At 68.8% G+C, this 23209-nt stretch carries 21 protein-coding genes; 15 read left to right on the forward strand and 6 right to left on the reverse strand.

The genetic code is table 11. The features are described from left to right. From AAG801_RS25580 to AAG801_RS25645, 14 genes are all read left to right on the forward strand, one after another. A partial coding sequence (locus AAG801_RS25580) for an FAD-binding oxidoreductase (RefSeq protein ID WP_341890909.1) occupies nt 1–1073 on the forward strand: 1073 nt, incomplete at its 5' end. A 44-nt stretch (nt 1074–1117) separates the two neighbouring features. Further along, nucleotides 1118–2569 carry a M81 family metallopeptidase gene (locus AAG801_RS25585; protein WP_341890910.1) on the forward strand — a complete coding sequence of 484 codons (1452 nt, stop codon included), beginning with the start codon at nt 1118–1120 and terminating at the stop codon, nt 2567–2569. Nucleotides 2570–2615: 46 nt separating this feature from the next. Then, the gene (locus AAG801_RS25590) at nt 2616–4196 is read left to right on the forward strand and encodes an ABC transporter substrate-binding protein (RefSeq protein WP_341890911.1); all 1581 of its coding nucleotides are present in this window, start codon (nt 2616–2618) and stop codon (nt 4194–4196) included. A gap of 15 nt (nt 4197–4211) precedes the next feature. Beyond that, on the forward strand, nt 4212–5147 hold the full coding sequence (locus AAG801_RS25595) for an ABC transporter permease (protein ID WP_319359998.1): 936 nt from the start codon (nt 4212–4214) through the stop codon (nt 5145–5147). A gap of 25 nt (nt 5148–5172) precedes the next feature. Continuing rightward, nucleotides 5173–6087: an ABC transporter permease gene (locus AAG801_RS25600; RefSeq protein ID WP_341890912.1), complete on the forward strand. Its 915-nt coding sequence runs from the start codon at nt 5173–5175 to the stop codon at nt 6085–6087. 16 nt (nt 6088–6103) lie between these two features. Further along, complete coding sequence (locus tag AAG801_RS25605) at nt 6104–7138, forward strand: ABC transporter ATP-binding protein (protein WP_341890913.1); 1035 nt, start codon at nt 6104–6106, stop codon at nt 7136–7138. Beyond that, nucleotides 7135–8136, forward strand: a complete 1002-nt coding sequence (locus AAG801_RS25610; protein ID WP_341890914.1) for an oligopeptide/dipeptide ABC transporter ATP-binding protein — start codon at nt 7135–7137, stop codon at nt 8134–8136. The genes AAG801_RS25605 and AAG801_RS25610 overlap by 4 nt, the downstream gene beginning before the upstream one ends. A gap of 13 nt (nt 8137–8149) precedes the next feature. Further along, nucleotides 8150–9607, forward strand: coding sequence for a D-aminoacylase (locus tag AAG801_RS25615; RefSeq protein WP_341890915.1), 1458 nt, complete (start codon nt 8150–8152; stop codon nt 9605–9607). A 234-nt stretch (nt 9608–9841) separates the two neighbouring features. After that, complete coding sequence (locus AAG801_RS25620) at nt 9842–10381, forward strand: MarR family transcriptional regulator (protein WP_341890916.1); 540 nt, start codon at nt 9842–9844, stop codon at nt 10379–10381. Between the two features lie 6 nt (nt 10382–10387). Beyond that, nucleotides 10388–11980: an ABC transporter substrate-binding protein gene (locus AAG801_RS25625; protein WP_341890917.1), complete on the forward strand. Its 1593-nt coding sequence runs from the start codon at nt 10388–10390 to the stop codon at nt 11978–11980. A 133-nt stretch (nt 11981–12113) separates the two neighbouring features. Further along, nucleotides 12114–13055 carry an ABC transporter permease gene (locus AAG801_RS25630; RefSeq protein WP_341890918.1) on the forward strand — a complete coding sequence of 314 codons (942 nt, stop codon included), beginning with the start codon at nt 12114–12116 and terminating at the stop codon, nt 13053–13055. Nucleotides 13056–13087: 32 nt separating this feature from the next. Next, nucleotides 13088–14038 carry an ABC transporter permease gene (locus AAG801_RS25635; RefSeq protein ID WP_341890919.1) on the forward strand — a complete coding sequence of 317 codons (951 nt, stop codon included), beginning with the start codon at nt 13088–13090 and terminating at the stop codon, nt 14036–14038. 29 nt (nt 14039–14067) lie between these two features. Beyond that, on the forward strand, nt 14068–15681 hold the full coding sequence (locus AAG801_RS25640; protein WP_341890920.1) for an ABC transporter ATP-binding protein: 1614 nt from the start codon (nt 14068–14070) through the stop codon (nt 15679–15681). 62 nt (nt 15682–15743) lie between these two features. Further along, the gene (locus AAG801_RS25645) at nt 15744–17129 is read left to right on the forward strand and encodes an amidase (RefSeq protein ID WP_341890921.1); all 1386 of its coding nucleotides are present in this window, start codon (nt 15744–15746) and stop codon (nt 17127–17129) included. A gap of 10 nt (nt 17130–17139) precedes the next feature. On the opposite strand, the gene AAG801_RS25650 is transcribed toward AAG801_RS25645, so the two are convergent. The 5 genes from AAG801_RS25650 to AAG801_RS25670 all read right to left on the reverse strand — a co-directional run bounded on the left by AAG801_RS25650 (nt 17140) and on the right by AAG801_RS25670 (nt 21274). Beyond that, nucleotides 17140–17358 (reverse strand): hypothetical protein, encoded by a 219-nt coding sequence (locus AAG801_RS25650; RefSeq protein ID WP_095744272.1) that lies wholly within the window; start codon nt 17356–17358, stop codon nt 17140–17142. A 137-nt stretch (nt 17359–17495) separates the two neighbouring features. Then, nucleotides 17496–18401, reverse strand: coding sequence for a ZIP family metal transporter (locus tag AAG801_RS25655; protein ID WP_341890922.1), 906 nt, complete (start codon nt 18399–18401; stop codon nt 17496–17498). 113 nt (nt 18402–18514) lie between these two features. Further along, nucleotides 18515–19414: a dienelactone hydrolase family protein gene (locus AAG801_RS25660; RefSeq protein WP_341890923.1), complete on the reverse strand. Its 900-nt coding sequence runs from the start codon at nt 19412–19414 to the stop codon at nt 18515–18517. Nucleotides 19415–19518: 104 nt separating this feature from the next. Next, complete coding sequence (locus tag AAG801_RS25665) at nt 19519–20271, reverse strand: amino acid racemase (protein ID WP_341890924.1); 753 nt, start codon at nt 20269–20271, stop codon at nt 19519–19521. Nucleotides 20272–20383: 112 nt separating this feature from the next. Further along, nucleotides 20384–21274 (reverse strand): transporter substrate-binding domain-containing protein, encoded by an 891-nt coding sequence (locus AAG801_RS25670; protein WP_341890925.1) that lies wholly within the window; start codon nt 21272–21274, stop codon nt 20384–20386. Nucleotides 21275–21475: 201 nt separating this feature from the next. On the opposite strand from AAG801_RS25670, the gene AAG801_RS25675 reads away from it, so the two are divergent. Further along, the gene (locus AAG801_RS25675) at nt 21476–22702 is read left to right on the forward strand and encodes a D-amino acid dehydrogenase (protein ID WP_341890926.1); all 1227 of its coding nucleotides are present in this window, start codon (nt 21476–21478) and stop codon (nt 22700–22702) included. Here AAG801_RS25675 and AAG801_RS25680 read toward each other — a convergent pair. Then, on the reverse strand, nt 22635–23209 hold a 575-nt coding region (locus tag AAG801_RS25680; RefSeq protein ID WP_341890927.1), incomplete at its 5' end, for a PepSY domain-containing protein. The genes AAG801_RS25675 and AAG801_RS25680 overlap by 68 nt on opposite strands.

Genomic DNA, 23209 nt, shown 5'->3' on the forward strand with positions numbered 1-23209 from the left:
GGCTCGCCCCGCATGCCCGCGTGATCCTGCTCGAACGCGAAGCCCAGCCGGGCTACCACTCCACCGGCCGTTCGGCCGCGCTCTTCATGGAAAGCTACGGCACGCCGCAGGTGCGCGCCCTCACCATGGCCAGCCGCGCCTTCCTCGAACACCCGCCCGAAGGCTTTGCCGAGCACCCGCTGCTCACGCCGCGCGGCGCGATGATGGTCGCGGGCGCCGAGCACCTGCACGAGCTCGAAGCGCACTGGGAGCTGCTGCGCGCCATGGACGTGGGCGCCCAGCGCCTGGACGGCGAGCAGGCGCGCGAGATGGTGCCGGCACTGCGCCCCGAGCAGGTGGCCGGCGCGGTGTACGAGCCCGATGCCTCCGACATGGACGTGCACGCCATCCACCAGGGCTACCTGCGCGGCATGCGCCAGGCCGGCGGCAAGCTGGTGTGCGACGCCGATGTCACGGCCATGGAACGCGTGGGCGACTGCTGGCGCGTGACGGCCGGCGGCACGGTGTACGAAGCGCCCGTGGTGCTCAACGCGGCCGGTGCGTGGGTCGACACGATCGCGCAGCTCGCAGGCGTGCGCCCGCTGGGCATCGACCCACGCCGCCGCTCGGCCTTCATCTTTGCGCCGCCCGAGGGCCAGAGCGTGGCGCACTGGCCGATGGTGTTCGCCGCCGACGAGGGCTGGTACATCAAGCCCGACGCCGGCATGTTGCTCGGCTCGCCGGCCAACGCCGACCCGGTCGAGCCGCAGGACGTGCAGCCCGAAGAGATGGACATCGCCATCGCCATGCACCGCATCGAAGAAGCAACCACGCTCGCCATCCGCCGCCCCACGCGCACCTGGGCGGGCCTGCGCTCCTTCGTGGCCGACGGCGACCTGGTCGGCGGCTTCGCGCCCGACGCACCCGGCTTCTTCTGGGTCGCGGCACAAGGCGGCTACGGCATCCAGACCTCGGCCGCGATGGGCGAGGCCTGCGCCGCGCTGGCACGCGGCCTGCCGCTGCCCGAGCGCATCGCGGGCTTCGGGCTCACGGCCGAGATGCTCGGCCCGCAGCGGCTGCACACCGCCGGCTGATCCGTTCCTTCCCCCACAACGAACCCTCTCCACGAGAAATCACCATGCGTGTCTTCAGTGCCTCTCTTGCGACCGAAACCAACACCTTCGGCCCGATGCCGACCGGCATCGCGTCCTTCAAGGACCGCGGCTACTTTCCCGCCGGACAGCATCCCGATGCGCTGACGATCTACTCGGGCCCGCTGTGGGCCGCGCGCATCCGCGGCAAGGAAAAGGGCTGGACGCTGCTCGAAGGCATGGTGGCGGGCGCGCAGCCCAGCGGCATCACGACGCGCCATGCGTATGAAACGCTGCGCGACGAGATGCTGAACGACCTGCGCGCGGCGCTGCCGGTGGACATGGTGCTGCTTGGCCTGCACGGCGCGATGGTGGCCGACGGTTATGACGACTGCGAAGGCGACATGCTGGTGCGCGTACGGGAGATCGTCGGCCCGAACGTGGTGATCGGCGCCGAGCTCGACCCGCACAACCACCTCACGCCCGCCATGGTGGACAACGCCAACGTGATGGTCTCCTTCAAGGAGTACCCGCACACCGACGTGCTCGAACGCGGGCTGGAGCTGGTCGACATCTGCGCCGCGGCGGTCGAAGGCAAGGTCAAGCCGGTGGCCGCGATGGTCGACTGCGACATCATCGTCACCGTTCACACCTCGCGCGAGCCGGCGCGCAGTTTTGTCGAGCGCATGCAGGCGCTCGAAGGAAAAGACGGCGTGCTCTCGGTCTCGCTCACGCACGGCTTCTCGTGGGGCGACGTGCCCGAGATGGGCACCAAGGTGCTGGTCTACACCGATGGCGATCAGGCCAAGGCCGATGCGCTGGCGCGCCAGCTGGCCGACGAGGTCATCGCCATGCGCGACGGCCTCACGGTCAACTACCCGAGCATCGACGATTCGCTCGACCAGGCACTGGCCTTCGACGGCGGCCCCGTGGTGCTGGCCGACGGCGCCGACAACCCCGGCGGCGGTGCGGCGAGCGACTCCACCTTCATCCTGCGCCGCATGCTGGAGCGCGGCATCACGAATGCGGCCCTGGGCCCGATGTGGGACCCGATCGCCGTGCGCATCGCCTTCGACGCCGGCGTGGGCGCCAAGCTGCAGATGCGCATCGGCGGCAAGATCAGCCCGCTGTCGGGCGATCCGCTCGACGTCGAATGCACCGTGAAGGCGCTGCAGCACGACCTGGTGATGACGGGCTTGTCGAACACGCCCACCGCCATGGGCGACTGCGCGCTGGTCGAGGTCAACGGCATCGAGATCGTGCTGATCACGCGGCGCAACCAGGCCATGGGCACCGACATGTTCACGCAGCTGGGTTGCGACCTGGCCGCCAAGAAGATCGTCGTGGTCAAGTCGTCGCAGCACTTCTATGCCTCGTACTCCCAGGTGGCCAAGCACGTGATCTACGCCGGCGCACCCGGCGCCGTGACGCTCGACCTCACAACCCTGCCGTACCGGAAAGCACGCCTGCCCAAGTGGCCCATCGGCGTCGCTGCCTGAGCTCCTTCTTCTTTTTCTTTCGCCCCCACCGACCGGAGAACCGACGATGAAACGACGAACGCTTGCCGCCCTCGCTGCCCTGGCCTTTTCGGCCGTCAGCCTTCCCGCGCTCGCCCAGACAACGCCGCCCAAGACACTGAAGGTGGTGGCGCATGCCGACCTGAAGATCCTCGACCCGACCTTCACCACGGCCTACATCTCGCGCAACTTCGGCCACATGGTGTACGACACGCTGTTCGCGCAGGATGCCACCGGCAAGCCGCAGCCGCAGATGGTCGAGAAGTACACGACCTCGAAGGACGGCAAGCAGTGGAGCTTCACGCTGCGCCCGGGCCTGAAGTTCTCCGACGGCGCCGCCGTGACCTCGGCCGACGCCGTGGCGTCGCTGCAGCGCTGGGCCGCACGCGACAGCCTGGGCCGTGCCATGACGGCCGTCGGCGCCGAGTGGAAGGCAACCGACGCGCGCACCCTCACGCTCACGCTCAACGAACCCTTCGGCATGGTGCTCGACGCGCTGGCCAAGCCCTCGGGCTTTCCGCCGGTGATCCTGCCCGAGCGCATCGCCAAGCTGCCGGCCACCTCGCCCCTGACCGAGGTCATCGGCTCAGGGCCCTTCATCTTCAAGCGCGACGAATGGGTGCCGGGCAACAAGACGGTGTTCGTTCGCAACCCGAACTACGTGGCGCGCAGCGAGCCGCCGAGCGGCCTGGCCGGCAGCAAGAAGACCACGCTCGACCGTGTCGAATGGCTCTACCTGCCCGACGCCAACAGCGCCGTTTCGGCGCTCAAGCGCGGCGAGGTCGACTACATCGAGCAGCTGGCGCCCGACTACATCGCGCCGCTGCGCACCGACAGCAACATCAAGATCGGCTCCGGCGGCGCCTACCAGGGCTTCCTGGTGATGAACCAGCTGCACGCGCCCTTCGACAACCCGAAGGTGCGCCAGGCGCTGCTGCAGGCCGTGAACCAGGAACGCTTCGTCGCGGCCATGGGCTTCCCGCTGGACATGCGCATGGCCTACTGCGCCACCTACTTCATCTGCGGCAGCCCCAACGAGACCTCGGCCGGTGCGGAGCCCTTCCGCAAGGCCGACGTGGCCAAGGCAAAGAAGATGCTCGCCGACGCCGGCTACAAGGGGGAGAAGGTGGTGCTGATGGTGCCGAGCGACGTGCCCTACCTCAACGCCGAGGCGCTGATGGCCGCGCAGACCATGAAGAGCATCGGCCTGAACGTCGATGCCCAGACCATGGACTGGGCATCGATCGGTGCGCGCCGCGCCAAGCGCGATGCGCCCGACGCCGGCGGCTGGAACATCTACGTCACGGTGGCCGGCGAATTCGATGTGAACTCGCCCATCAGCAATGCCTACCTGGGCGCAGCCTGCGGCAACACGCTGCCCGGCTGGCCCTGCGACAAGAAACTGGACGAACTGCGCACCGCCTGGCTGAAGGAAACCGTGCCGGCCAAGCGCAAGGAACTGCTCGACGCCTTCCAGACCCGCGCCTACGAGGCCGTGCCGTACATCAACGCGGGCCAGTACTCGGCCGCGTTCGCGGCGCGCGCCAGCCTCAAGGGGCTGGACAAGATGTGGGCCGGCATGCCCACCGTCTGGGTGCTCGACAAGTAAGCCGCCGCGCACGCCATGGGCTACATCGTTCGACGCTTTCTTTCCACGCTGCCGGTGATGGCGGTGGTGGCCGTGGTGGTGTTCCTGCTGATCCACCTGTCGCCCGGCGACCCGGCCGCGCTCATCGCGGGCGACCTCGCCACCACCGAAGACATCGACAAGCTGCGCGCCGCGCTCGGGCTGAACCTGCCGCTGTGGCAGCAGTTCGGGCTGTGGATCGGCAAGATCTTCACGGGCGACCTGGGCACCTCGATCTTCACGCAGGTGCCCGTGACGCAGCTGCTCGGCCAGCGGCTGGAGCCGACGGTGTCGATCGCGGCGCTGACCATGCTCATCACGCTGGTGACGGCCGTGCCGCTGGGGACGCTCGCGGCCTACTGCGCGGGCACCTGGATCGACCGCCTCGTGATGCTGTTCGCGGTGCTGGCGTTCTCGGTGCCGGTGTTCCTCATCGGCTACCTGCTGGTCTACACCTTCGCGGTGCAGCTGCCGTGGTTTCCGGTGCAGGGCTATGTGAACTTCTCCGAAGGCCCCGGCGCCTGGCTGCGCGCGCTGGTGCTGCCCTGCGTGAACCTGGCGCTGGTGTACATCGCGCTGGTGACGCGCATGACGCGCGCCACCGTGCTCGAGGTGCTGCACGAGGACTACATCCGCACCGCGCGCGCCAAGGGCCTGGGCGTGCTGCCGGTGCTGGGCCATGCGCTGCGCAACGCGGCCATTCCCATCGCGACCACCATCGGCGCAGGCATCGCGCTGCTCATCGGCGGCGTGGTGGTTACCGAGACGGTGTTCGCCATTCCGGGCGTGGGCCGGCTCGTGATCGATTCGGTGCAGCGCCACGACTACCCGGTGATCCAGAGCGTGCTGCTGCTGTCGGCGGGGGTGTACGTGCTGATCAACCTGCTCATCGATTTGAGCTACCGCCTGTTCGACCCGCGCATCCAGTACTAGAACAAAGAACGAGCCCCACGACGCCATGTCCACTGCCCTGCCCTTGCGCGAGGTCGATGCGCCGGTTCCTGCCGCCGTTTCCGACTCCGCCGAAGACCCTCCTTTCGTACCGCCGCGCTGGCGCTGGGTGCGCAAGCACCCGACGCTGATCGTCGGCGCGCTGCTGCTCATCATGGTGGCCGCGCTGTCCATCGCCGCGCCCTGGATCGCCACCCACGACCCGCAGGACATCGACCCGCTGGCGCGCATGCAGACGGCCTCGGCCGAGCACTGGTTCGGCACCGATGCGCTGGGCCGCGACGTGTTCAGCCGCGCCGTGTGGGGCGGTCGCGTGTCGATGATCGTCGGCGCCTCGGTGGCCGTGCTCGCCACCTTCTTCGGCATCGTGCTGGGCCTGGTGTCGGGCTTCGTGCGCTGGGCCGACGGACCGATCATGCGGGTGATGGACGGGCTCATGGCCATCCCCGGCATCCTGCTGGCGATCGCGCTGATGGCCGTGACGCGCGCCAGCCTCACCACGGTGATCATCGCCATCACGGTGCCCGAGATACCGCGCGTGGTGCGGCTGGTGCGCTCGCTGGCGCTCACCTTGCGCGAGCAGCTGTTCGTGGAGGCCGCGCACGCGGTCGGCACGCGGCTGCCGGTGATCCTCGTGCGGCACGTGCTGCCGAACATCGTAGCGCCGCTCATCGTGCAGGCCACCTTCGTGGCGGCCGCCGCCGTGCTCACCGAGGCCGCGCTGTCCTTCCTCGGCGTGGGCGTGCCTTCGCAGACGCCGAGCTGGGGCAACATGATGGCCGAGGGTCGCAACTTCGTGACCGTGGCGTTCCACATCATCCTGTACCCGGGCCTGCTGCTGGCGGCCACGGTGCTGGCGATCAACCTGCTCGGCGACGGCCTGCGCGATGCGCTCGACCCGCGCCTGGCGCGGCAGCTGTGATGAAGAGGAACGCCCCATGACGATCCACATGTCCCAGGCCACCCTCGCTCCCGGCGAGCCGCTGCTCGAGGTCGACAACCTGCGCACCTACTTCAACACGCTCGCGGGCACCGTGCGCTCGGTCGACGGCGTGTCGTACACCGTGCGCGCGGGCCGCACGCTCGGCGTGGTCGGCGAATCGGGTTGCGGCAAGAGCGTGACCGCGCTGTCGATCCTGCGGCTGGTGCCCACGCCGCCCGGTCGCCACATGGGCGCGGTGCGCCTGCGCGGCACCGACCTGATGCAGCTCAGCGAACGCGAGATGCGGCAGATTCGCGGCAACCGCATCTCGATGATCTTCCAGGAGCCGATGACCTCGCTGAACCCGGTGCTCACCGTGGGCCGGCAGATCGCCGAGACGGTGCAACTGCACCAGAAGGCCAGCCGCGCCGAGGCGCTGCAGCGCGCGGTCGAGATGCTGCGGCTGGTGCAGATTCCCGAGCCCGAGCGGCGCGTGAACGAGTACCCGCACCAGCTCTCGGGCGGCATGCGCCAGCGCGTGATGATCGCGCTGGCCCTGGCCTGCAACCCCGAGGTGCTGATCGCCGACGAGCCCACCACTGCGCTGGACGTGACCATCCAGGCGCAGATCCTCGACCTCATCAAGCGGCTGCAGAAAGAACTGGGCATGGGCGTGGTGATGATCACGCACGACCTGGGCGTGGTGGCCGAGAGCTGCGACCGCGTCGTCGTCATGTACGCCGGCAAGAAGGTGGAAGAAGCCGACGTGATCGACCTGTTCGATCGCCCGCTGCACCCCTACACGCGCGCGCTGATGGCCTCGATGCCTGCCATGAGCACGTCGAGCGCGCGGCTGCACGAAATTCCGGGCATGGTGCCCGCCGCGCACGAGCTCGGGCGCGGCTGCGCCTTTGCCGCACGCTGTTCGCAGGCACGCGAGCGCTGCCGCCGCGAAACACCACCGCTTTCCACGCAGGGCGACGGGCACGTGGTCGCCTGCTTCGCGGTGCAGGAGCAATGGACCAACGAGGCTGCCGAGGCGAGCGCATGACGACGACAACGACAACATCCACCCAGGCACCGCTCCTGCAGGTGCGCGAACTGCGCAAGCACTACATCTCGCCGCATCGCTGGCTGCGCCCGACCAAGCCGGCGATCCAGGCGGTCGACGGCGTGTCGTTCAACGTCGGGCACGGCGAGACGCTGTCGCTGGTCGGCGAGTCGGGTTGCGGCAAGACCACCACGGCCAAGTCGGTGATGCGGCTGGTCGAGCCCACCTCGGGCTCGGTGCGGCTGAACGGGGAAGAGCTGCTGACCCTGTCCGCGAACGCGATGCGCCAGCGCCGGCGCGACCTGCAGATCATCTTCCAGGACCCGTACGCCTCGCTGAACCCGCGCCTCACGGCCGGCGACATCGTGGCCGAGCCGCTGCGCAACTTCGGCGACGTGTCGCTGGCCGAGCGGCGCGAGCGCGTGCAGTGGTTGTTCTCGCGCGTCGGCCTGCGGCCCGAGGCGGCGAAGAAGTTTCCGCACGAGTTCTCGGGTGGTCAGCGGCAGCGCCTGGGCATTGCGCGCGCGCTGGCACTCAACCCGAAGCTCATCGTCTGCGACGAGCCGGTGTCGGCGCTCGACGTGTCGGTGCAGGCGCAGGTGGTCAACCTGCTGATGGACCTGCAGGCCGAGTTCGGCATCGCCTACCTGTTCGTGGCGCACGACCTTGCCGTGGTGCGCCACATCAGCCACCGCGTGGCCGTGATGTACCTCGGCCACATCGTGGAGATCGCCGACCGCGACACGCTGTTCTCGGCGCCGCGCCATCCGTACACCGAGATCCTGCTGTCGGCCGTGCCCGTGCCCAACCCGCGCACGCCCGCGCGGCGCCTGCTGCTGCAGGGCGACCCGCCGAGCCCGGCCAACCCGCCCTCGGGCTGCCGTTTTCACACGCGCTGCCCGATGGCGCAGGCCGTGTGCAAGGAGAAGACGCCCGAACTGACGGAGCGCCCTTCGTCTTCCAAGGGTGGCCATTGGGTCGCCTGCCACTTCCGTTGAAAGCATTGCCTCCATGACCGACAAGACACCCCACTACGACCTCTTGATCCACGGCGGTACCGTCATCGACGGCACCAAGGCCCCGCGCTTCGACGCCGACGTGGGCATCGTCAATGGCCGCATCGCCGCCATCGGCAAGCTCGCGGGTCACACGGCCGACCAGACGCTCGACGCCACGGGCCGCATCGTCGCGCCGGGCTTCATCGACTCGCACACGCACGACGATCAGGCCGTGCTGTCGCAGGCGCAGATGCCGTTCAAGGTGTCGCAGGGCGTGACCACGGTGGTGGCGGGCAACTGCGGCATCAGCGCCGCGCCGCTGCGCGCCGACATGGACCTGCCGATGCCGCTGAGCCTGCTCGAAACGCCGGCCGAAGACCGCTTCACGACCTTCGCGGCCTACCTCGATGCATTGCGCGCCACGCCCTCGTCGGTCAACGTGGCGGCGATGGTCGGTCACTCGACGCTGCGCGCCGTGACCATGTCCGACCTCGACCGGCCCGCGACCGACAAGGAGATCGCCGCCATGCAGGCGCTGGTCGAAGAAGCGATGCAGGCCGGCGCCATCGGCCTGTCGACCGGCACCTTCTACCCGCCGGCCGTGAAGGCCACGACCGAAGAGATCATCGAGGTCGGCCGCCCGCTCACGTCGCGCAAGGCGCTGTACGTGACGCACATGCGCGACGAGAGCGACCACGTGATGGAATCGCTGGAAGAAACCTTCCGCATCGGCCGCGCGCTCGACATTCCGGTGGTGGTGTCGCACCACAAGGTGCAGAACACGCAGAACTTCGGCAAGACCAAGGTCACGCTGCCGTTCATTCAAGAGGCGATGAAGCACCAGTGCATCGGCCTCGACTGCTACCCGTACACCGCCGGCTCCACCATGATCCGCACCGACCGCGGAATGATGGACGGCCGCGTGCTCATTGCCTCCAGCGTGCCGCACCCCGAATGCGCAGGCCGCGACCTGAAGGACATCGCGGCCGAATGGGGCGTGTCGGGCGAAGAGGCCGCGCTGCGCCTGTCGCCCGGCAGCGCCATCTATTTCATGATGGACGAAGACGACGTGCAGCGCGTGCTCGCCTTCGACGAGACCATGATCGGCTCCGACGGCATCCCGCTGGGCGACAAGCCGCACCCGCGCCTGTGGGGCACCTTCCCGCGCGTGCTGGGGCACTACAGCCGCGACGTGGGGCTGTTCCCGCTGGAGACGGCGGTGTGGAAGATGACGGGGCTCACGGCGCGCAACTTCGGCCTGCACGAACGCGGCGCGCTCAAGGTCGGGCATCACGCCGACGTGGTGGTCTTCAATGCCGCGACGGTGCGCGACACCGCGAATTACGAAACGCCGACCGAGCCCGCCGAAGGCATCGATGCGGTGATCGTGAACGGCGCCGTCACGTGGCGCCACGGCGTGCACAGCGGCGCGCGCAACGGCCAGGTGATCGTGCGCAAGGACGCAACCTGACACGTTGCGCCACGGCGGCACCTGCATGGCGCCCGCCCTCGCATCCTGGTGCATGCGCAGCACCGGATCGGTGAACACGCCGGGCCTCGCGGGCCCGGTTTTTCTTTCTTCTTTGCGCTTTTCCCCTCTGGCAGTGCATCCCTAGGGGATTTCCCTCGACAGCTGGCCCGGAGCTTGCGTAGTTTGCCCACATAGTTGAACATTTCAACTATTGAAGACTTCTACCAACCCGCCATGCACGCCCCGCTTCGCCTGAAGAACGACTACCTCAACGTGCTGATCGACCTGGCGTCGCAGCGCACGCGCGACCGCGGCTCGCGCATCTACGAGATCGAACTCGGCCTGTCGATCCGCGACGTGCGCCTGCTGCGCATGATCGGCGCCGAGCCCGGCATCACCATGGGCCAGCTGGTGCAGACCTGCGGCATCGAGAAGACGCTGGTCTCCAAGCTGGTGAGTTCGCTGGTGCAGCGCAAGCTGGTCGAGCGCCAGATCGGCACCGAGGACGCGCGGCAGATCCGCCTGTGCCTGAGCCCCGCCGGCGTCGACATGGTGCTGCGCGCCGAGCCCATCGGGCATGAGATGGAAGCGCGCTTTCTCGACTGCCTGAGCGTCGCCGACATCGAGAACCTGCGCCGCATCATGCACAAGCTCATCGACGCCGAAGAAGGCTCGCGCGACATCTTCGAATTCCTGCTGGTGCAGCTGCGCGAAAGCAAGGAATCGCCCCCGTCTTCCTCTCCCGCGTCTTCCGCTCCCTCCCGAAAGAAGTAAGGCTCCATGGCAATCCACTTTTCACCGCGCCGCGTCGCGGCGGCTTCCCTGTCGGCGCTCGCTTTGTGCTTCGCCGCCACCGCGTCCGCCCAGACCGTGCTTCGCACCGTGCCCTCGTCGGATTTGAAGATCGTCGACCCGATCTGGACCACCGCCAACATCACGCGCAACCACGGCCTGATGATCTACGACACCCTCTTCGCGATGGACGAGAAGGGCGTCATCAAGCCGCAGATGGTCGACAAGTACAGCGCGAGCGCCGACAACAAGGTGTGGAGCTTCACGCTGCGCCCGGGCCTGAAGTTCCATGACGGCGCACCGGTCACGTCGCAGGACGTGATCGCCTCGCTGGCGCGCTGGGCCAAGCGCGACACGCTGGGCCAGAAGATGTACGAGGCCATGGACAGCATCGCCGCCGACGGCCCCAACGGCTTTCGCATGACGTTCAAGCAGCCCTTCGGCGTGGTGCTCGACGCGCTCGGCAAGCCCAACCCGCTGGTGCCTTTCATCATGCCCAAGCGCGTGGCCGACACGCCCGCCGACAAGCAGATCGACGAGATGATCGGCTCCGGCCCCTTCACGCTCGCCAAGGAAGACTTCCGCCCGGGCGACCGCGTCATCTACCGCAAGAACACCGCCTACGTGCCGCGCAAGGAACCCGCGTCGGGCCTGGCCGGCGGCAAGGTGGTGCACGTCGATCGCGTCGAGTGGGTGATGCTGCGCGACCCGCAGACGCAGACCAATGCGCTGCTCAACGGCGAGGTCGACATGCTCGAGACCGTGCCCTCGTCGGGCTACACCGGCATGCGCACCAACGACAAGATCGAGTTGGTCGACGTGATGCCGGCGGGCCCCTTCACGGTGCTCTACAACCACAAGGTGCCGCCCTTCAACAACCCGAAGGCGCTGAAGGCTGCGATGCTGGCCATCAACCAGGAAGCGATGCTGCGCGCGCAAGTCACCTTCCGCGATTTCTACAAGCCCTGCGCCTCGATCTACCTGTGCGGCTCGCTTTACGCGAGCGACAAGACCGGCTTCTACACCGGCAAGCCGCAGTTCGAAGAAGCGCGCAAGCTGCTCAAGGAATCGGGCTACGACGGCAAGCCCGTGGTGCTCATGCTGCCGGGCGATGCGCCCGCGCTCAACAAGCTGCCTGCGGTGTACGGCCAGTTGCTCAAGCAGGTGGGCTTCAACGTCGACGTGCAGACCACCGACTGGGCCACGCTCGTCACGCGGCGCGCCAAGAAGGACCTGCCCGAGAACGGCGGCTGGAACGCCTTCATCACCTTCTGGGGCGGCGTGGATGCAAGCAGCCCCATCAGCTACAGCCCGCTGACCGGCAACGGCGACCAGGGCTACTTCGGCTGGCCCGTGGTGCCCGAGCTGGAGGCGCTGAAGACGAAGTTCATCGCCACCGCCGACCTCGCGCAGCGCAAGGAGATCGCCACGCAGATCCAGCAGGTCGTGCTCGAGCACGGCGTGCTCGCGCCGCTCGGCGAAGCCAAGGCGCCCACGGCCGTGCGCCGCGGCACGATCACCGGCCTGCTGCCGTCGCCGGCGGTGCTGTACTGGAACGTGCGCAAGAAGACGGCACCGTAAGCCGACGGGCGCTACCGCCCCTCTCCCCTCTTTCTGATCGACACCCCTGACCGGCTGCGCCTTGCGCGGCAGCCGGGCGGGACTTCCTTTGCCCGCGCCGGACGCCCGGCCCTTCGTCACGGACCTGATTCACATGCTCCACTTCCTGTTGCGCCGCGGACTGGCCACCGCGCCCGTGCTCCTGATCGTGGCCGTCATCGTCTTCCTGCTGCTGCGCATGACGCCCGGCGACCCGGCCGCGGCCATCGCGGGCGACTCAGCGAATGCGCAGGACATCGCGCGCATCCGTGCGCAGCTGGGCCTGGACGCATCGATCGTGACGCAGTTCGTGCACTGGCTCGGCCAGGTGCTGCGCGGCGATCTCGGCTACTCGTTCTTCTACCGGATGCGCGTGACCGACCTGATCGGCCAGCGCCTGGAACCCACGCTCTCGGTGGCGGCGGTGACGGTGGTGCTCACGGTGCTGATCGCCGTGCCGATCGGCGTGCTCGCGGCCTCGCAGCGCGGCGGCCGGCTCGACCGCTTCATCATGGGCGCCTCGGTGCTCGGTTTCTCGGTGCCGGTGTTCGTGGCCGGCTACGTGATGATCTGGCTGTTCTCGATGCAGCTCGGCTGGCTGCCTTCGCAGGGCTACCAGCGCATCGGCGATGGCATCGGCCCCTGGCTGCGCCACCTGGCGTTGCCCTGCGTCACGCTGGCCGTGATGTACGCGGCGCTCATTGCGCGGGTCACGCGCGCGGCGGTGTCGGAGGCGCTCACCGAAGACTACGTGCGCACCGCGCGCGCCAAGGGCATCTCGGAGTGGCGCATGCTGCTGCGCCACGCGCTGGCCAACGCGGCCGTGCCGATCGCCACCGTCATCGGCCTGAGCGTGGCGGGCCTCATCGGCGGCGTGGTGGTCACCGAGACCATCTACGCGATCCCCGGCCTCGGCCAGCTCACGGTGGACGCCGTGCTCTCGCGCGACTACCCGCTGATCCAGGGCATCACCCTCTTCTTCTCGCTCGTCTACGTGGTGGTCAACCTGCTGGTGGACCTGAGCTACCTGCTGCTCGATCCGCGCATCCGCTACTGACAGCCTTCACACCGCCTTTCGAAAGCCTCGCCATGACTTCGATTTCCCTGCGCGACGACGCGCCCACATTGACTGCGGTTCCTCCCGCCGCGCCGCGCGCTCCGGCCCGGTCGCTGCTGCGCCGCCTGCTCGCCAACGGTGCCGTGCGCGTCGGCGGCGCCTTGCTGGTCGCGATGCTGGTGCTGGCGGTGGCCGCGCCCTGGCTCTACACCATCGACCCGAACGCGATGGACCCGGCGAACTCGCACCTGCCGCCCGGCACGCGCACCGAGTTCACCACGCTCGCAGGCGACAGCTTCGAGCGCTTCTTCCCGCTGGGCACCGACAGCATGGGCCGCGACCTGTGGAGCCGCACGGCCTACGGGGCGCGCATCTCGCTGTCGGTGGGCGTGGCGGTGGCGCTGGGCTCGGTCGCGTTCGGCCTCGTGGTCGGCATGGTGGCGGGCTACTTCCGGCGCCTCGACGGCGTGATCATGCGGGTGATGGACGGGATGATGGCCATCCCCGGCATCCTGTTCGCGATCGTGCTGGTGGCCGTGTGGCGGCCCAGTCTGCTCACGGTGATCCTGGCCATCGTGGTGCCCGAGACGCCGCGCGTGGCGCGGCTGGTGCGCTCGGTGGTGCTGTCGGTGCGCGAAGAGCCGTATGTGGAAGCGGCCGTCGCGCTCGACACGCCGACCTGGAAGCTGATGCTGCGCCACATCCTGCCCAACACGGTGGCGCCGCTGATCGTGCAGGGCACCTTCATCTGCGCGGCGGCGATGCTGGTGGAGGCGGTGATGTCGTTCCTGGGCATCGGCCTGCCGTCCGACGTGCCGACCTGGGGAAACATCATGTCCGAAGGCCGCACGCACTTCACCTCGCACCCGTCGACCGTGCTGCTGCCCGGTTTCTTCCTGGCGCTCACGGTGCTGGCCGTGAACATGCTCGGCGACGGCCTGCGCGATGCGCTCGATCCCAAGTTCAAACCGCGCGGAGCCTGACCATGACATCCACCCCTTCTTCGGCTTCCATGACCTCCGTCGCGCCCTGCCTCGTGGTGCGCGACCTCGCCATCGACCTGCCCGCCGGCGCCGACCGCGCGCACGCGGTGCACGGCATTTCGTTCGACGTGATGCCCGGCCAGGTCGTGTGCCTGCTCGGCGAATCAGGCTCCGGAAAGTCGGTCATCGCGCAGGCTGCGATGGGCCTGCTGCCCGCGTCGCTGCGGCCCTCGGCCGGACGCATCGAGGTGCAGGGCGAGAACGTGCTCGCGGCCGATGCGAAGCGGCTGCGGGCCCTGCGCGGCGCGCGCATGGCGATGGTGTTCCAGGAGCCGATGACCGCGCTCAACCCCGTGATGCGCTGCGGTGCGCAGGTCGACGAGATCCTGGCCGAGCACACGACCCTGGGCGCCGCCGCGCGCCGCGAGCGCGTGCTCGCGATCTTCGAGCGCGTGCGACTGCCCGAGCCCCAGCGCATCTACGACGCCTACCCGCACCAGCTCTCGGGCGGGCAGCGCCAGCGCATCGTGATCGCCATTGCGCTGATCCTGCGCCCGGCATTGCTGATCTGCGACGAGCCCACCACCGCGCTCGACGTGACCACGCAGGCCGAAATTCTTTCGCTCATCCGAGAGATGCAGCAGGAGAACGGCACCGCCGTGCTGTTCATCACGCACGACTTCGGCGTGGTGGCCGACATCGCCGACCAGGTGGTGGTGCTGCAGCTGGGCCGGCAGGTCGAGAGCGGACCGAAAGACGACGTGCTGCGCCGACCGAAGGAGGCCTACACGCGCATGCTGCTCGACGCCGTACCGCGGCTGGCGCCGGTGCTGCGCGCGCCCATCGAGGCCAAGGCGCCGCTGCTCGATGCGCGCGGCGTGGGCAAGGTCTACCGCACGGGCAGCTGGCCCGGCAAGCGCCGCACGGTGCATGCGGCGGCCGACGTGTCGCTGAAGCTGCATGCGGGCGAAACGGTCGGCATCGTGGGCGAATCGGGCTCGGGCAAGTCGACCGTGGCGCGCTGCATCGCGCGGCTCATCGAACCGACCGACGGCGACATCCGCGTGCCGGGCATCGAGGGCTCGCGCGGCGCGCAGCGCTCGGCGTTCCGGCGCATGGTGCAGGTCGTGTTCCAGGACCCGAACCGCTCGCTCAACCCGCGCCGCACGGTGGGCCAGTCGATCGTCGAGGGGCCGGTGAATTTCGGCGTGCCGCATGCCAAGGCCTGGCAGCGCGCCGAGGAGCTGATGGCGCTGGTGCGGCTGCAGCCCGAGGTGCTGCACCGCTACCCGAGCGAGTTCTCGGGAGGCCAGCGCCAGCGGCTGTGCATTGCGCGCGCGCTGGCCTGCGAGCCGCGCGTGCTGATCGCCGACGAGGCCGTGTCGGCGCTCGACGTGTCGGTGCAGGACCAGATCCTGAAGCTGCTCGCGGAGATCCAGCAGCGGCTGTCGATCGGCATCCTATTCATCACGCACGACCTGCGCGTGGCCAGCCAGATCTGCGACCGCCTGATCGTGATGCACCAGGGCCGCATCGTCGAAGAAGGCAGCGCGCACGACGTGCTGCTGTCGCCGCGCGAGGCCTACACGCGCACGCTGCTGGCCGCGGCGCCCGGCCAGGGCTATGCGTTCGGAGGCGGCTGAGCGCCGTCGCCTTCCTGTCTTTTCCAACCACCTTCATCCAACCAACCCAAAGAGACGAAGCCATGACCACACCTTTGTACGAACTCAGTGCCCTCCAGTTGCTCGAACACTACCGTGACCGCGCCTTGTCGCCGGTCGAGGTGACGCAGGCCGTGCTCGCGCGCATCGAGCGCTGGGAGCCGCACATCCACGCCACCTACGGCCTGGACGCCGAGGCCGCGCTCGCATCGGCCCGCGCCTCCGAGGCGCGCTGGGCGCAGGGCAAGCCGCAGGGCGAGCTCGACGGCGTGCCGGTCACGCTGAAGGAAAACATCGCCACGCGCGGCACACCCACGCCGATCGGCAGCGCGGCCACGGTGCTGGCACCCGCCGCGGCCGACGCCCCCGCCGCCGCACGCCTGCGCGAAGCGGGCGCGGTGATCGTGACCAAGACGACGATGCCCGACTTCGGCTTCCTCGGCGCGGCGCCGTCGAGCTTCCACGCGCTCACGCGCAACCCGTGGGACCTGGGCCGCAACACGGGCGGCTCGAGCTCGGGCGCCGGTGCTGCCGCCGCCGCGGGCTACGGCCCACTGCACCTGGGCAGCGACATCGGCGGTTCGGTGCGCATTCCGGCCAGCTTCTGCGGCGTGTTCGGCCTGAAGCCCAGCCACGGCCGCATCCCGGTCGACCCGCCCGCCGCGGCGCGCGTGATCGGCCCGATGACGCGCACCGTCGCCGACGCCGCGCTGCTGATGCAAGTGGTGACGCGCCCCGACGCGCGCGACTACATGAGCCTGCCGCCGAACGACCTGGCGTGGCAGCGGCTCGAACGCAACGTGAAGGGCCTGCGCATCGGCCTGTGGACCGAGACCACGGGCGGCTGGCCCATCGATGCGGAAGTGAAAGAAGCGGTGCTCGCTGCGGCACGCCTGTTCGAGCAGGCCGGCGCCATCGTCGAGCCGCTGGCCGACTGGACCACGCTGGACATGCGCATGGGCATGGCCCACTTCTTCACGATGCGCTGCCGCGTCGACCTGGCCGCGATGCCGCCGGAACGCGCGAAGCTCGCGGCCGGCTACATCCATCAGGCGGCGGAGTTCGCGGCCTCGCTCACGCCCGAAGACACCTTCCGTGCCTTCACGCGCATGCAGGCGCTGCGCGCGGCCACCGTGGCGGCCACGCAGCCCTTCGACTACGTGCTGTCGCCGGTGTCGCCGGTGCTGCCGTTCGCGGCGGACGCGATCAACAGTGGCTCGGAGAATCCGCTGAAAGACACACACTTCACGTCGGTGTTCAACCAGTCGGAACAACCGGCCGCGTCGATCAACTGCGGGCATTCAACGAACGGCCTGCCGATCGGCCTGCAGATCGCGGGGCGTCGCTTCGACGACCTGGGCGTGCTGCAGATGGCGCGCTTCTATGAATCGGTGCGTCCGGCGCAGGCGCGCTGGCCTGAACCGGCCTGAACCAAGCGAATCAGTCCGGCGCGTTCATCACGCGGTCGAACTCTTCGTCGGCCGGCACGTTGTCGGCATCGAGCTCGCTGGCATCGGTGAGGTCGATGCCCGTTTCGTCCGACAGGTCGTCGGACGCATCGGCTTCGAGTTCATCGAAGTCGTCGGCAGGCGTGCTGTCGTCATCGTCGTCTTCGGACGACGAGGCGGAGCGCGCGGTGGCATCGGCGTGGGGCGTCATGAGAATTCCTCGGCAGATGGGTGAACGGCCCTCTATGGTGCGCCTGTTTTGCCCATTGCGGTGGATCGACGGGCTGACGTCGGTGTCGGAAAGTTTCCCGTCCCCCGAGGCCGCGAGGCCGCCCGCACACGTCGTCGTCAGTCCTTGTGGACGTGGCCGTGTTCGCCGTGTCCTTCGTCGTGGCCATGCTCATGGCCATGGTCGCCGTGTGCCAGGCGGCTCACGAGCGTGACCAGCAGGATGCCCGCTGCAAGCCACGCGATCTGCGCCGCGGTCTGGCGCGCGGGCAGGCGCTTCTGCAGCTGCGGAATCAGGTCGGCCAACGCCACGTAGACAAAGCTGCTGCCGGCCAGCACCAGGAAGTACGGCAGCCAGCCATGCAGCTGGTCGACCAGCCACCAGCCCGCGATGCCGCCGAGCATGGTCATCGTGCCCGCGAGCGACACCTTCACCAGGGCCGCGCGCGAATTGGCCGAGCTCTGGCGCAGCACGACGAGATCGCCGATGTGGTGCGGCACTTCGTGCGCGAGCACGGCCAGTGCGGCCACGAGGCCCAGGCGGATGTCGGCGACGAAGGCCGAGGCGATCAGGATGCCGTCGCCGAAACAATGCACGCTGTCGCCGGTGAGCACGGCCCAGCTACCGCCGCCCGTGGGCGATGTGTGGTGGTGGGCGTGGCCGTGTGAATGACCGTGATCGTGGCCGTGGTGATCGTGCGCTTCGCCCTTCGCGGGTGCGACGTCGCCATGGTGGTGCTCATGCCCGTGGTGCCACAGCTCGGCCTTGTCGAGCAGGAAGAAGAACACCAGCCCGAACAGCAGCACCGCGAACAGCAGCGCGGGCTCGATGCGGCTTTCGAAGGCCTCGGGCAGCAGGTGCATGAAGGCCGTGGCCAGCAGCGCGCCGGCCGCCAGGCTCAGCAGGTGCTGCGGGTTCACGCCGCCGCCGCCGCTGCGCACGCCCACGCGCAGCAGCAGGGCCGCGAGCCAGACGCTTCCGATGCCGGCGACCAGGGTCGCCAAGAGAATTACTATCAAATTCATAGCTGCTTGCGCAAAAGTGGCCGCCGTTACGGCCGTGTTCCGTTCATAAAAAGAGAAAGGCCGTCACTTCGGACGGCCTTCGGCGGAGGGTGGCTACGGGGCGCCGTCTTCGGTCAGGCGACACCATTGGCTTTGAACCAGGCCGTGGCACGCTGCCAGCCGTCGTCCGCGGCGCTCTTGACGTAGCTGGAACGGTAGTCGGCGTGGAACGCGTGGCCTGCTTCGGGGTACACGACGAAGCTCGATGCCTTGGCCGCCGGGGTTCCAGTGGCCAGAGCAGCTTTCATCTTATCAACCGTGTCAAGGGGGATGCCCTGGTCTTTTCCGCCGTACAGGCCGAGCACCGGCGCCTGCAGGCTGGCGGCGATGTCGACCGGGTGTTTCGGCTGCAGTTCGCTGGCCTGCCCGACCAGCCGGCCGTACCAGGCCACACCGGCCTTGACCTTGCCCGTGGCGGCGTACAGCCACACGATGCGCCCGCCCCAGCAGAAGCCGGTGATGCCGGCCTTGCTGGTGTCGCCGCCGTTGGCCTTGGCATAAGCGAGCGCGCCGTCGAGGTCGGCCATGACCTGCGCATCAGGCACCTTGCTGACGATGTCGGCCTGCAGCTTGGGAATGTCGGTGTAGCCGCGCGGGTCGCCCTGCCGCGCATACAGCTCGGGTGCGATGGCCAGGTAGCCGAGCTTGGCGAAGCGGCGGCAGGTGTCGGCGATGTACTCGTGCACGCCGAAGATTTCCTGGATCACCAGCACCACCGGCAGCCCGGTCTTGCCGGCGGGCGCGGCGGCGTAGGCGGGCACCTCGAAGCCGTTGACGGTGTACTTGATGGGGCCGGCCTTCAGGCCGTCGGCCGGGGTCGAGATGGCCGTCTGTGCGGCCACCGGCAGCACGGCGGCGGCGTAGCCGACACCGAGGGCGGCCTTGAGCGCAGTGCGGCGCGTGGCCCCCTGCTCGGTGCTGTCGCCGGGGCGCAGCGAATCGAATTCGGAACGGTTGTCGTCGAAGGAGGTCATGCAAGGGCTCCGGTTGAATCGTCTGACAAGGGGGTGAGCGCGTCGAAAAAACGCACGCCGCAATGTAGGCGAAATCGCGCCGGGCCGTATGACCGGGCGGTAAATCAGCCGTGCGGTTGCTGTGTACCGTAGGCCCGCCGTGCCAGCGCCTCGGCCAGCACCTGCGCCGGGTCGACGAGCCGCAGCCCCGCCACCGCGGCCGAGCCCTGCAGGCCCAGCGGCACCTCGGTGCAGCCCATGATGATCGTGACCGGGCCGTGCCGGTCGGCCAGCCGCAGCGCGACCTCGGAGAAGCAGCGCTCGGCCAGCGGCAGGTTGCCGGCTTTCACGCCGTCGAAGATGCCGCGCATGATGGTCTGGCGCTCGTCGGCCAGCGGCACGTGGCAACCCAGGCCGGCCTCGGCCAGTGCCTCTTCATACAGCCGCACGCGGTAGGTGCCTTCGGTGGCCATCAGTGCCACCTCGGTCGCGCCTTGTGCGGCCAGTTGCTGCGCGGTTTCGCGTGCCATGTGCAGCAGCTCGACCTGCGGAAAACGTTCCTGCAGGCTCGCATGCCAGGCATGCGCCGTGTTGCAGGCGATGGCCACGGCACGGCTGCCCAGCGCGGCCAGCCGGCCCAGCGCCTGCAGCATCGGTTCGAGCGGCTGGTGCGCGCCCTGCTCGCCCGAGGCCAGCGCGCCGGTGCGATCGGGCACCGGCACCTGCGCCAGCCAGTGTTCGGGAAAGGACTGGTCGCGCACCGGCTCGCCGCGTGCACGCATCTGCTGCGCGCAGGCCTGCACGAAGAGCCGGACGAAGTCGGCGCCCGCCGCGGGGCCCATGCCCCCCAAGATGCCAACTACGTTCGTCGAAGCCATGGTCTTTCTCTGTTTCAGGAATACCGCGGAACCGGCTTTGCCGGGCCGCTGGTATTGCCCCCGGTAGGGGGTTGGCGAAGCGACACCAAGTGCGCGCAGCCTGGGGGCGAGCTCAAGTGGCTGGCTTGTCGCTGAAGGCTTTCAGGTTTTCCTTCAGCTGGTCGCTCATCGGCAGGTTCAGCGGCACGTTCTTCGGCGGAATCGGCTGCATGAACCACTTGGTGTAGAGCTTCTCGAACTCGCCGCTCTTCATCATCGCGGTGAAGGTGTCGTCCACCAGCTTCTTGAAGGCCGGGTCGTCCTTGGGCAGCATGCAGGCGTAGGGCTCGACCTGCAGCGACTCGCCCACCACTTCGTAGTCGGCCGGGTTCTTCGAATTGGCGATGAGGCCGAACAGCAGGATGTCGTCCATGGCGAAGGCCACGGCGCGGTCGCTCTCGACCAGCAGGAACGCGTCGGCGTGGTCCTTGCCGAGCACGATGTCCATGCCGAGGTTCTTCTCGGTGTTGTACTTGCGCATGACCAGCGCGTTGGTGGTGCCGGTGGTGCTGGCCACGGTCTTCTTCGCGAGGTCGGCGTAGTCCTTGATCTTGGAAGACTTCTTCGTCAAGAGGCGCGTGCCCGTGTAGAAGTGGTTGACCGCAAAGGCCACGTCCTTGCCGCGCGCGGTGTTGTTGGTGGTGGAGCCGCACTCCAGGTCGATGGTGCCGTTGGTGATCAGCGGGATGCGGTTCTGCGAGGTGACCGCCATCAGCGAGACCTGCAGGTTGGGCTTGTTCAACTTCTTCTTCACCGCCTCGACCACGGCGTTGGAGAGTTCCACCGAGAACCCGATCGGCTTGCTGGGGCCGTCCAGGTAGCTGAAAGGCACCGACGACTCGCGGTAGGCGAGCGAGATCTTGCCGGACTCGGCGATCTTGGCGAGCGTGTCGGCAGCTTGCGCGGCCGGTGCAGTGAAGAGGACCGCGGCAGCCAGGGACGCCATCAAAACGGAGAGTTTCATTCGAGCCTTCATTCGGTTGGATTGAACAGACAACCAGTGTAAGAAGGAGTGACACATCGGGACAATTCCAATTAACCCCGGGGTCATGCCCAAAGGTTATGGGCTGGGTTCTTTTGGCATTTCCGGGCGGCGCGGGGCGCCTCTACAGTCGCACGCTGTCTCTTCTGTTCTCTTTCTTCTTCACTTCCGGAAAGTTGCCCCATGCATGTGTGCGTGCTCGGCGCCGGCATCGTGGGCCTGGCGACCGCCTGGCAACTCGAGCGCCAGGGCCACCAGGTCACGGTGATCGACCGCGCAGCGCCCGGCGCGGGCGCCAGCGGCGGCAACGGCGCGCAGCTCAGCTACTCGTACGTGCAGCCGCTGGCCGACCCGTCGATCTGGACGCAGCTGCCCAAGCTGCTGTTCTCCCCCACCTCGCCGCTGAAGCTGCGCCCGCAGCTCGACCCGCTGCAATGGCGCTGGGGCCTGGCCTTCCTGGCCGCCTGCAACGCATCAACTTCGCGCGACACCACCGCGCAGCTGCTTGCATTGGCCGCCGCGAGCCGCACCGGCTTCGAAGCCATGCAGGCCGACATCGCACCCGACTGCGATTTCTCCGCCACCGGCAAGCTGGTGCTCTATGCGAGCGCGGCGTCGCTCGAAGGGGCGAGCGCGCAGGTCGAACTGCAGCGCACGCTGGGCAGCGAACAGCGCATCGTCACGCCCGACGAGTGCGTGGCCATCGAGCCCGCACTCGCGGACTACCGCGGCCAGATGGCGGGCGCGGTCCACACGCCGAGCGAATGCGCGGCCGACTGCCTCAAGGTGTGCGCCGAGCTGATGCGCGCACTGAGCGCGCGCGGCGTGCGCTTCATGCTCGGCGTCGACGTGCACGGCTTCGCGCGCAGCGAAGGACGCGTGGCGGCCGCGCAGACGAGCGAAGGCGACATCGAAGCCGATGCCTTCGTGATGGCGCTCGGTTCGGCCTCGCACAAGCTCGGTCGTGCGCTCGGCGCCTACCTGCCGGTGTACCCGCTCAAGGGCTACAGCATCACGGTCGAGGTCGACCCCGCACCCGGCGCGGCGCCGCGCGTGAACGTGACCGACAGCGCGCGCAAGGTCGTCTTCGCGCGCATCGGCTCGCGCCTGCGCGTGGCGGGCATGGCCGAGCTCGTGGGGCACGACGCGAGCATCCCAGCCACGCGCATCGAGACGCTGGCCGACGCCACACGCGCGGTGTTCCCGCGCGCCAGCCGGCTCGCCGAACTGCACCCCTGGACCGGCATGCGCCCGGCCACGCCGAAGGGCCTGCCGATCATCGGGCGGCTGCCGCATGCGCCGTCGAACATGCTGTTCAACACCGGCCACGGCGCGCTGGGTTTCACGCTGGCCTTCGGCTCGGCGCAGCGGATCGCGCAGGCGCTGGACGCGGCCCCGTCGCGCTCCTGAGCTTGCGGCCGAGGCGCCGCCAGCCGATCACCACGCCGGTCAGGCTCAGCAACGCACCGCCCGCGCTCAGCACGACCAGCAGCACGTCCCACAGCGGGCGGCGCTCGAGCAGCGGCAGCCAGTCCCAGCTGTGCAGCATCGCGAACAGCCAGCGGCTCCAACGACGCGTGCTGTCGCTGCGGCCGAGCACGGCGCCGGTCTGCGGATCGACATGGACCCAGGTGGCGTGCGTGTCGGCAAACACCACGCGCCAGACGGGCAGCGGCTTCTCGCTGCCGCCGGTCATGGTGTGCGCGTCACGCGTGTAGTAGTGGCTGTCGTAGGCGGTGAGCACGTCGATGCGTGCGACCGGGTCGGGCAGCAGTTGCGCGACGGCGGTGCGCAGTGCCTCCGGGTCGAACTGCTGCGGCTGTGCGCTGGCCGCGTCGCGCACCAGCGGCCGGCCGCTGGCGGTGCTGGCCAGCACCAGCGTCTGCCCTGCCGCGCGCACCCAGCGCAATTCGCGGA

The organism is Variovorax sp. YR752 (genome assembly GCF_943372545.1).

Coding starts and splice junctions, on each gene's coding strand:
- AAG801_RS25585 (WP_341890910.1), top strand. CDS start 1,118: ATGCGTGTCTTCAGTGCCTCTCTTGCGACCGAAACCAACACCTTCGGC.
- AAG801_RS25590 (WP_341890911.1), top strand. CDS start 2,616: ATGAAACGACGAACGCTTGCCGCCCTCGCTGCCCTGGCCTTTTCGGCC.
- AAG801_RS25595 (WP_319359998.1), top strand. CDS start 4,212: ATGGGCTACATCGTTCGACGCTTTCTTTCCACGCTGCCGGTGATGGCG.
- AAG801_RS25600 (WP_341890912.1), top strand. CDS start 5,173: ATGTCCACTGCCCTGCCCTTGCGCGAGGTCGATGCGCCGGTTCCTGCC.
- AAG801_RS25605 (WP_341890913.1), top strand. CDS start 6,104: ATGACGATCCACATGTCCCAGGCCACCCTCGCTCCCGGCGAGCCGCTG.
- AAG801_RS25610 (WP_341890914.1), top strand. CDS start 7,135: ATGACGACGACAACGACAACATCCACCCAGGCACCGCTCCTGCAGGTG.
- AAG801_RS25615 (WP_341890915.1), top strand. CDS start 8,150: ATGACCGACAAGACACCCCACTACGACCTCTTGATCCACGGCGGTACC.
- AAG801_RS25620 (WP_341890916.1), top strand. CDS start 9,842: ATGCACGCCCCGCTTCGCCTGAAGAACGACTACCTCAACGTGCTGATC.
- AAG801_RS25625 (WP_341890917.1), top strand. CDS start 10,388: ATGGCAATCCACTTTTCACCGCGCCGCGTCGCGGCGGCTTCCCTGTCG.
- AAG801_RS25630 (WP_341890918.1), top strand. CDS start 12,114: ATGCTCCACTTCCTGTTGCGCCGCGGACTGGCCACCGCGCCCGTGCTC.
- AAG801_RS25635 (WP_341890919.1), top strand. CDS start 13,088: ATGACTTCGATTTCCCTGCGCGACGACGCGCCCACATTGACTGCGGTT.
- AAG801_RS25640 (WP_341890920.1), top strand. CDS start 14,068: ATGACCTCCGTCGCGCCCTGCCTCGTGGTGCGCGACCTCGCCATCGAC.
- AAG801_RS25645 (WP_341890921.1), top strand. CDS start 15,744: ATGACCACACCTTTGTACGAACTCAGTGCCCTCCAGTTGCTCGAACAC.
- AAG801_RS25650 (WP_095744272.1), bottom strand. CDS start 17,358: ATGACGCCCCACGCCGATGCCACCGCGCGCTCCGCCTCGTCGTCCGAA.
- AAG801_RS25655 (WP_341890922.1), bottom strand. CDS start 18,401: ATGAATTTGATAGTAATTCTCTTGGCGACCCTGGTCGCCGGCATCGGA.
- AAG801_RS25660 (WP_341890923.1), bottom strand. CDS start 19,414: ATGACCTCCTTCGACGACAACCGTTCCGAATTCGATTCGCTGCGCCCC.
- AAG801_RS25665 (WP_341890924.1), bottom strand. CDS start 20,271: ATGGCTTCGACGAACGTAGTTGGCATCTTGGGGGGCATGGGCCCCGCG.
- AAG801_RS25670 (WP_341890925.1), bottom strand. CDS start 21,274: ATGAAACTCTCCGTTTTGATGGCGTCCCTGGCTGCCGCGGTCCTCTTC.
- AAG801_RS25675 (WP_341890926.1), top strand. CDS start 21,476: ATGCATGTGTGCGTGCTCGGCGCCGGCATCGTGGGCCTGGCGACCGCC.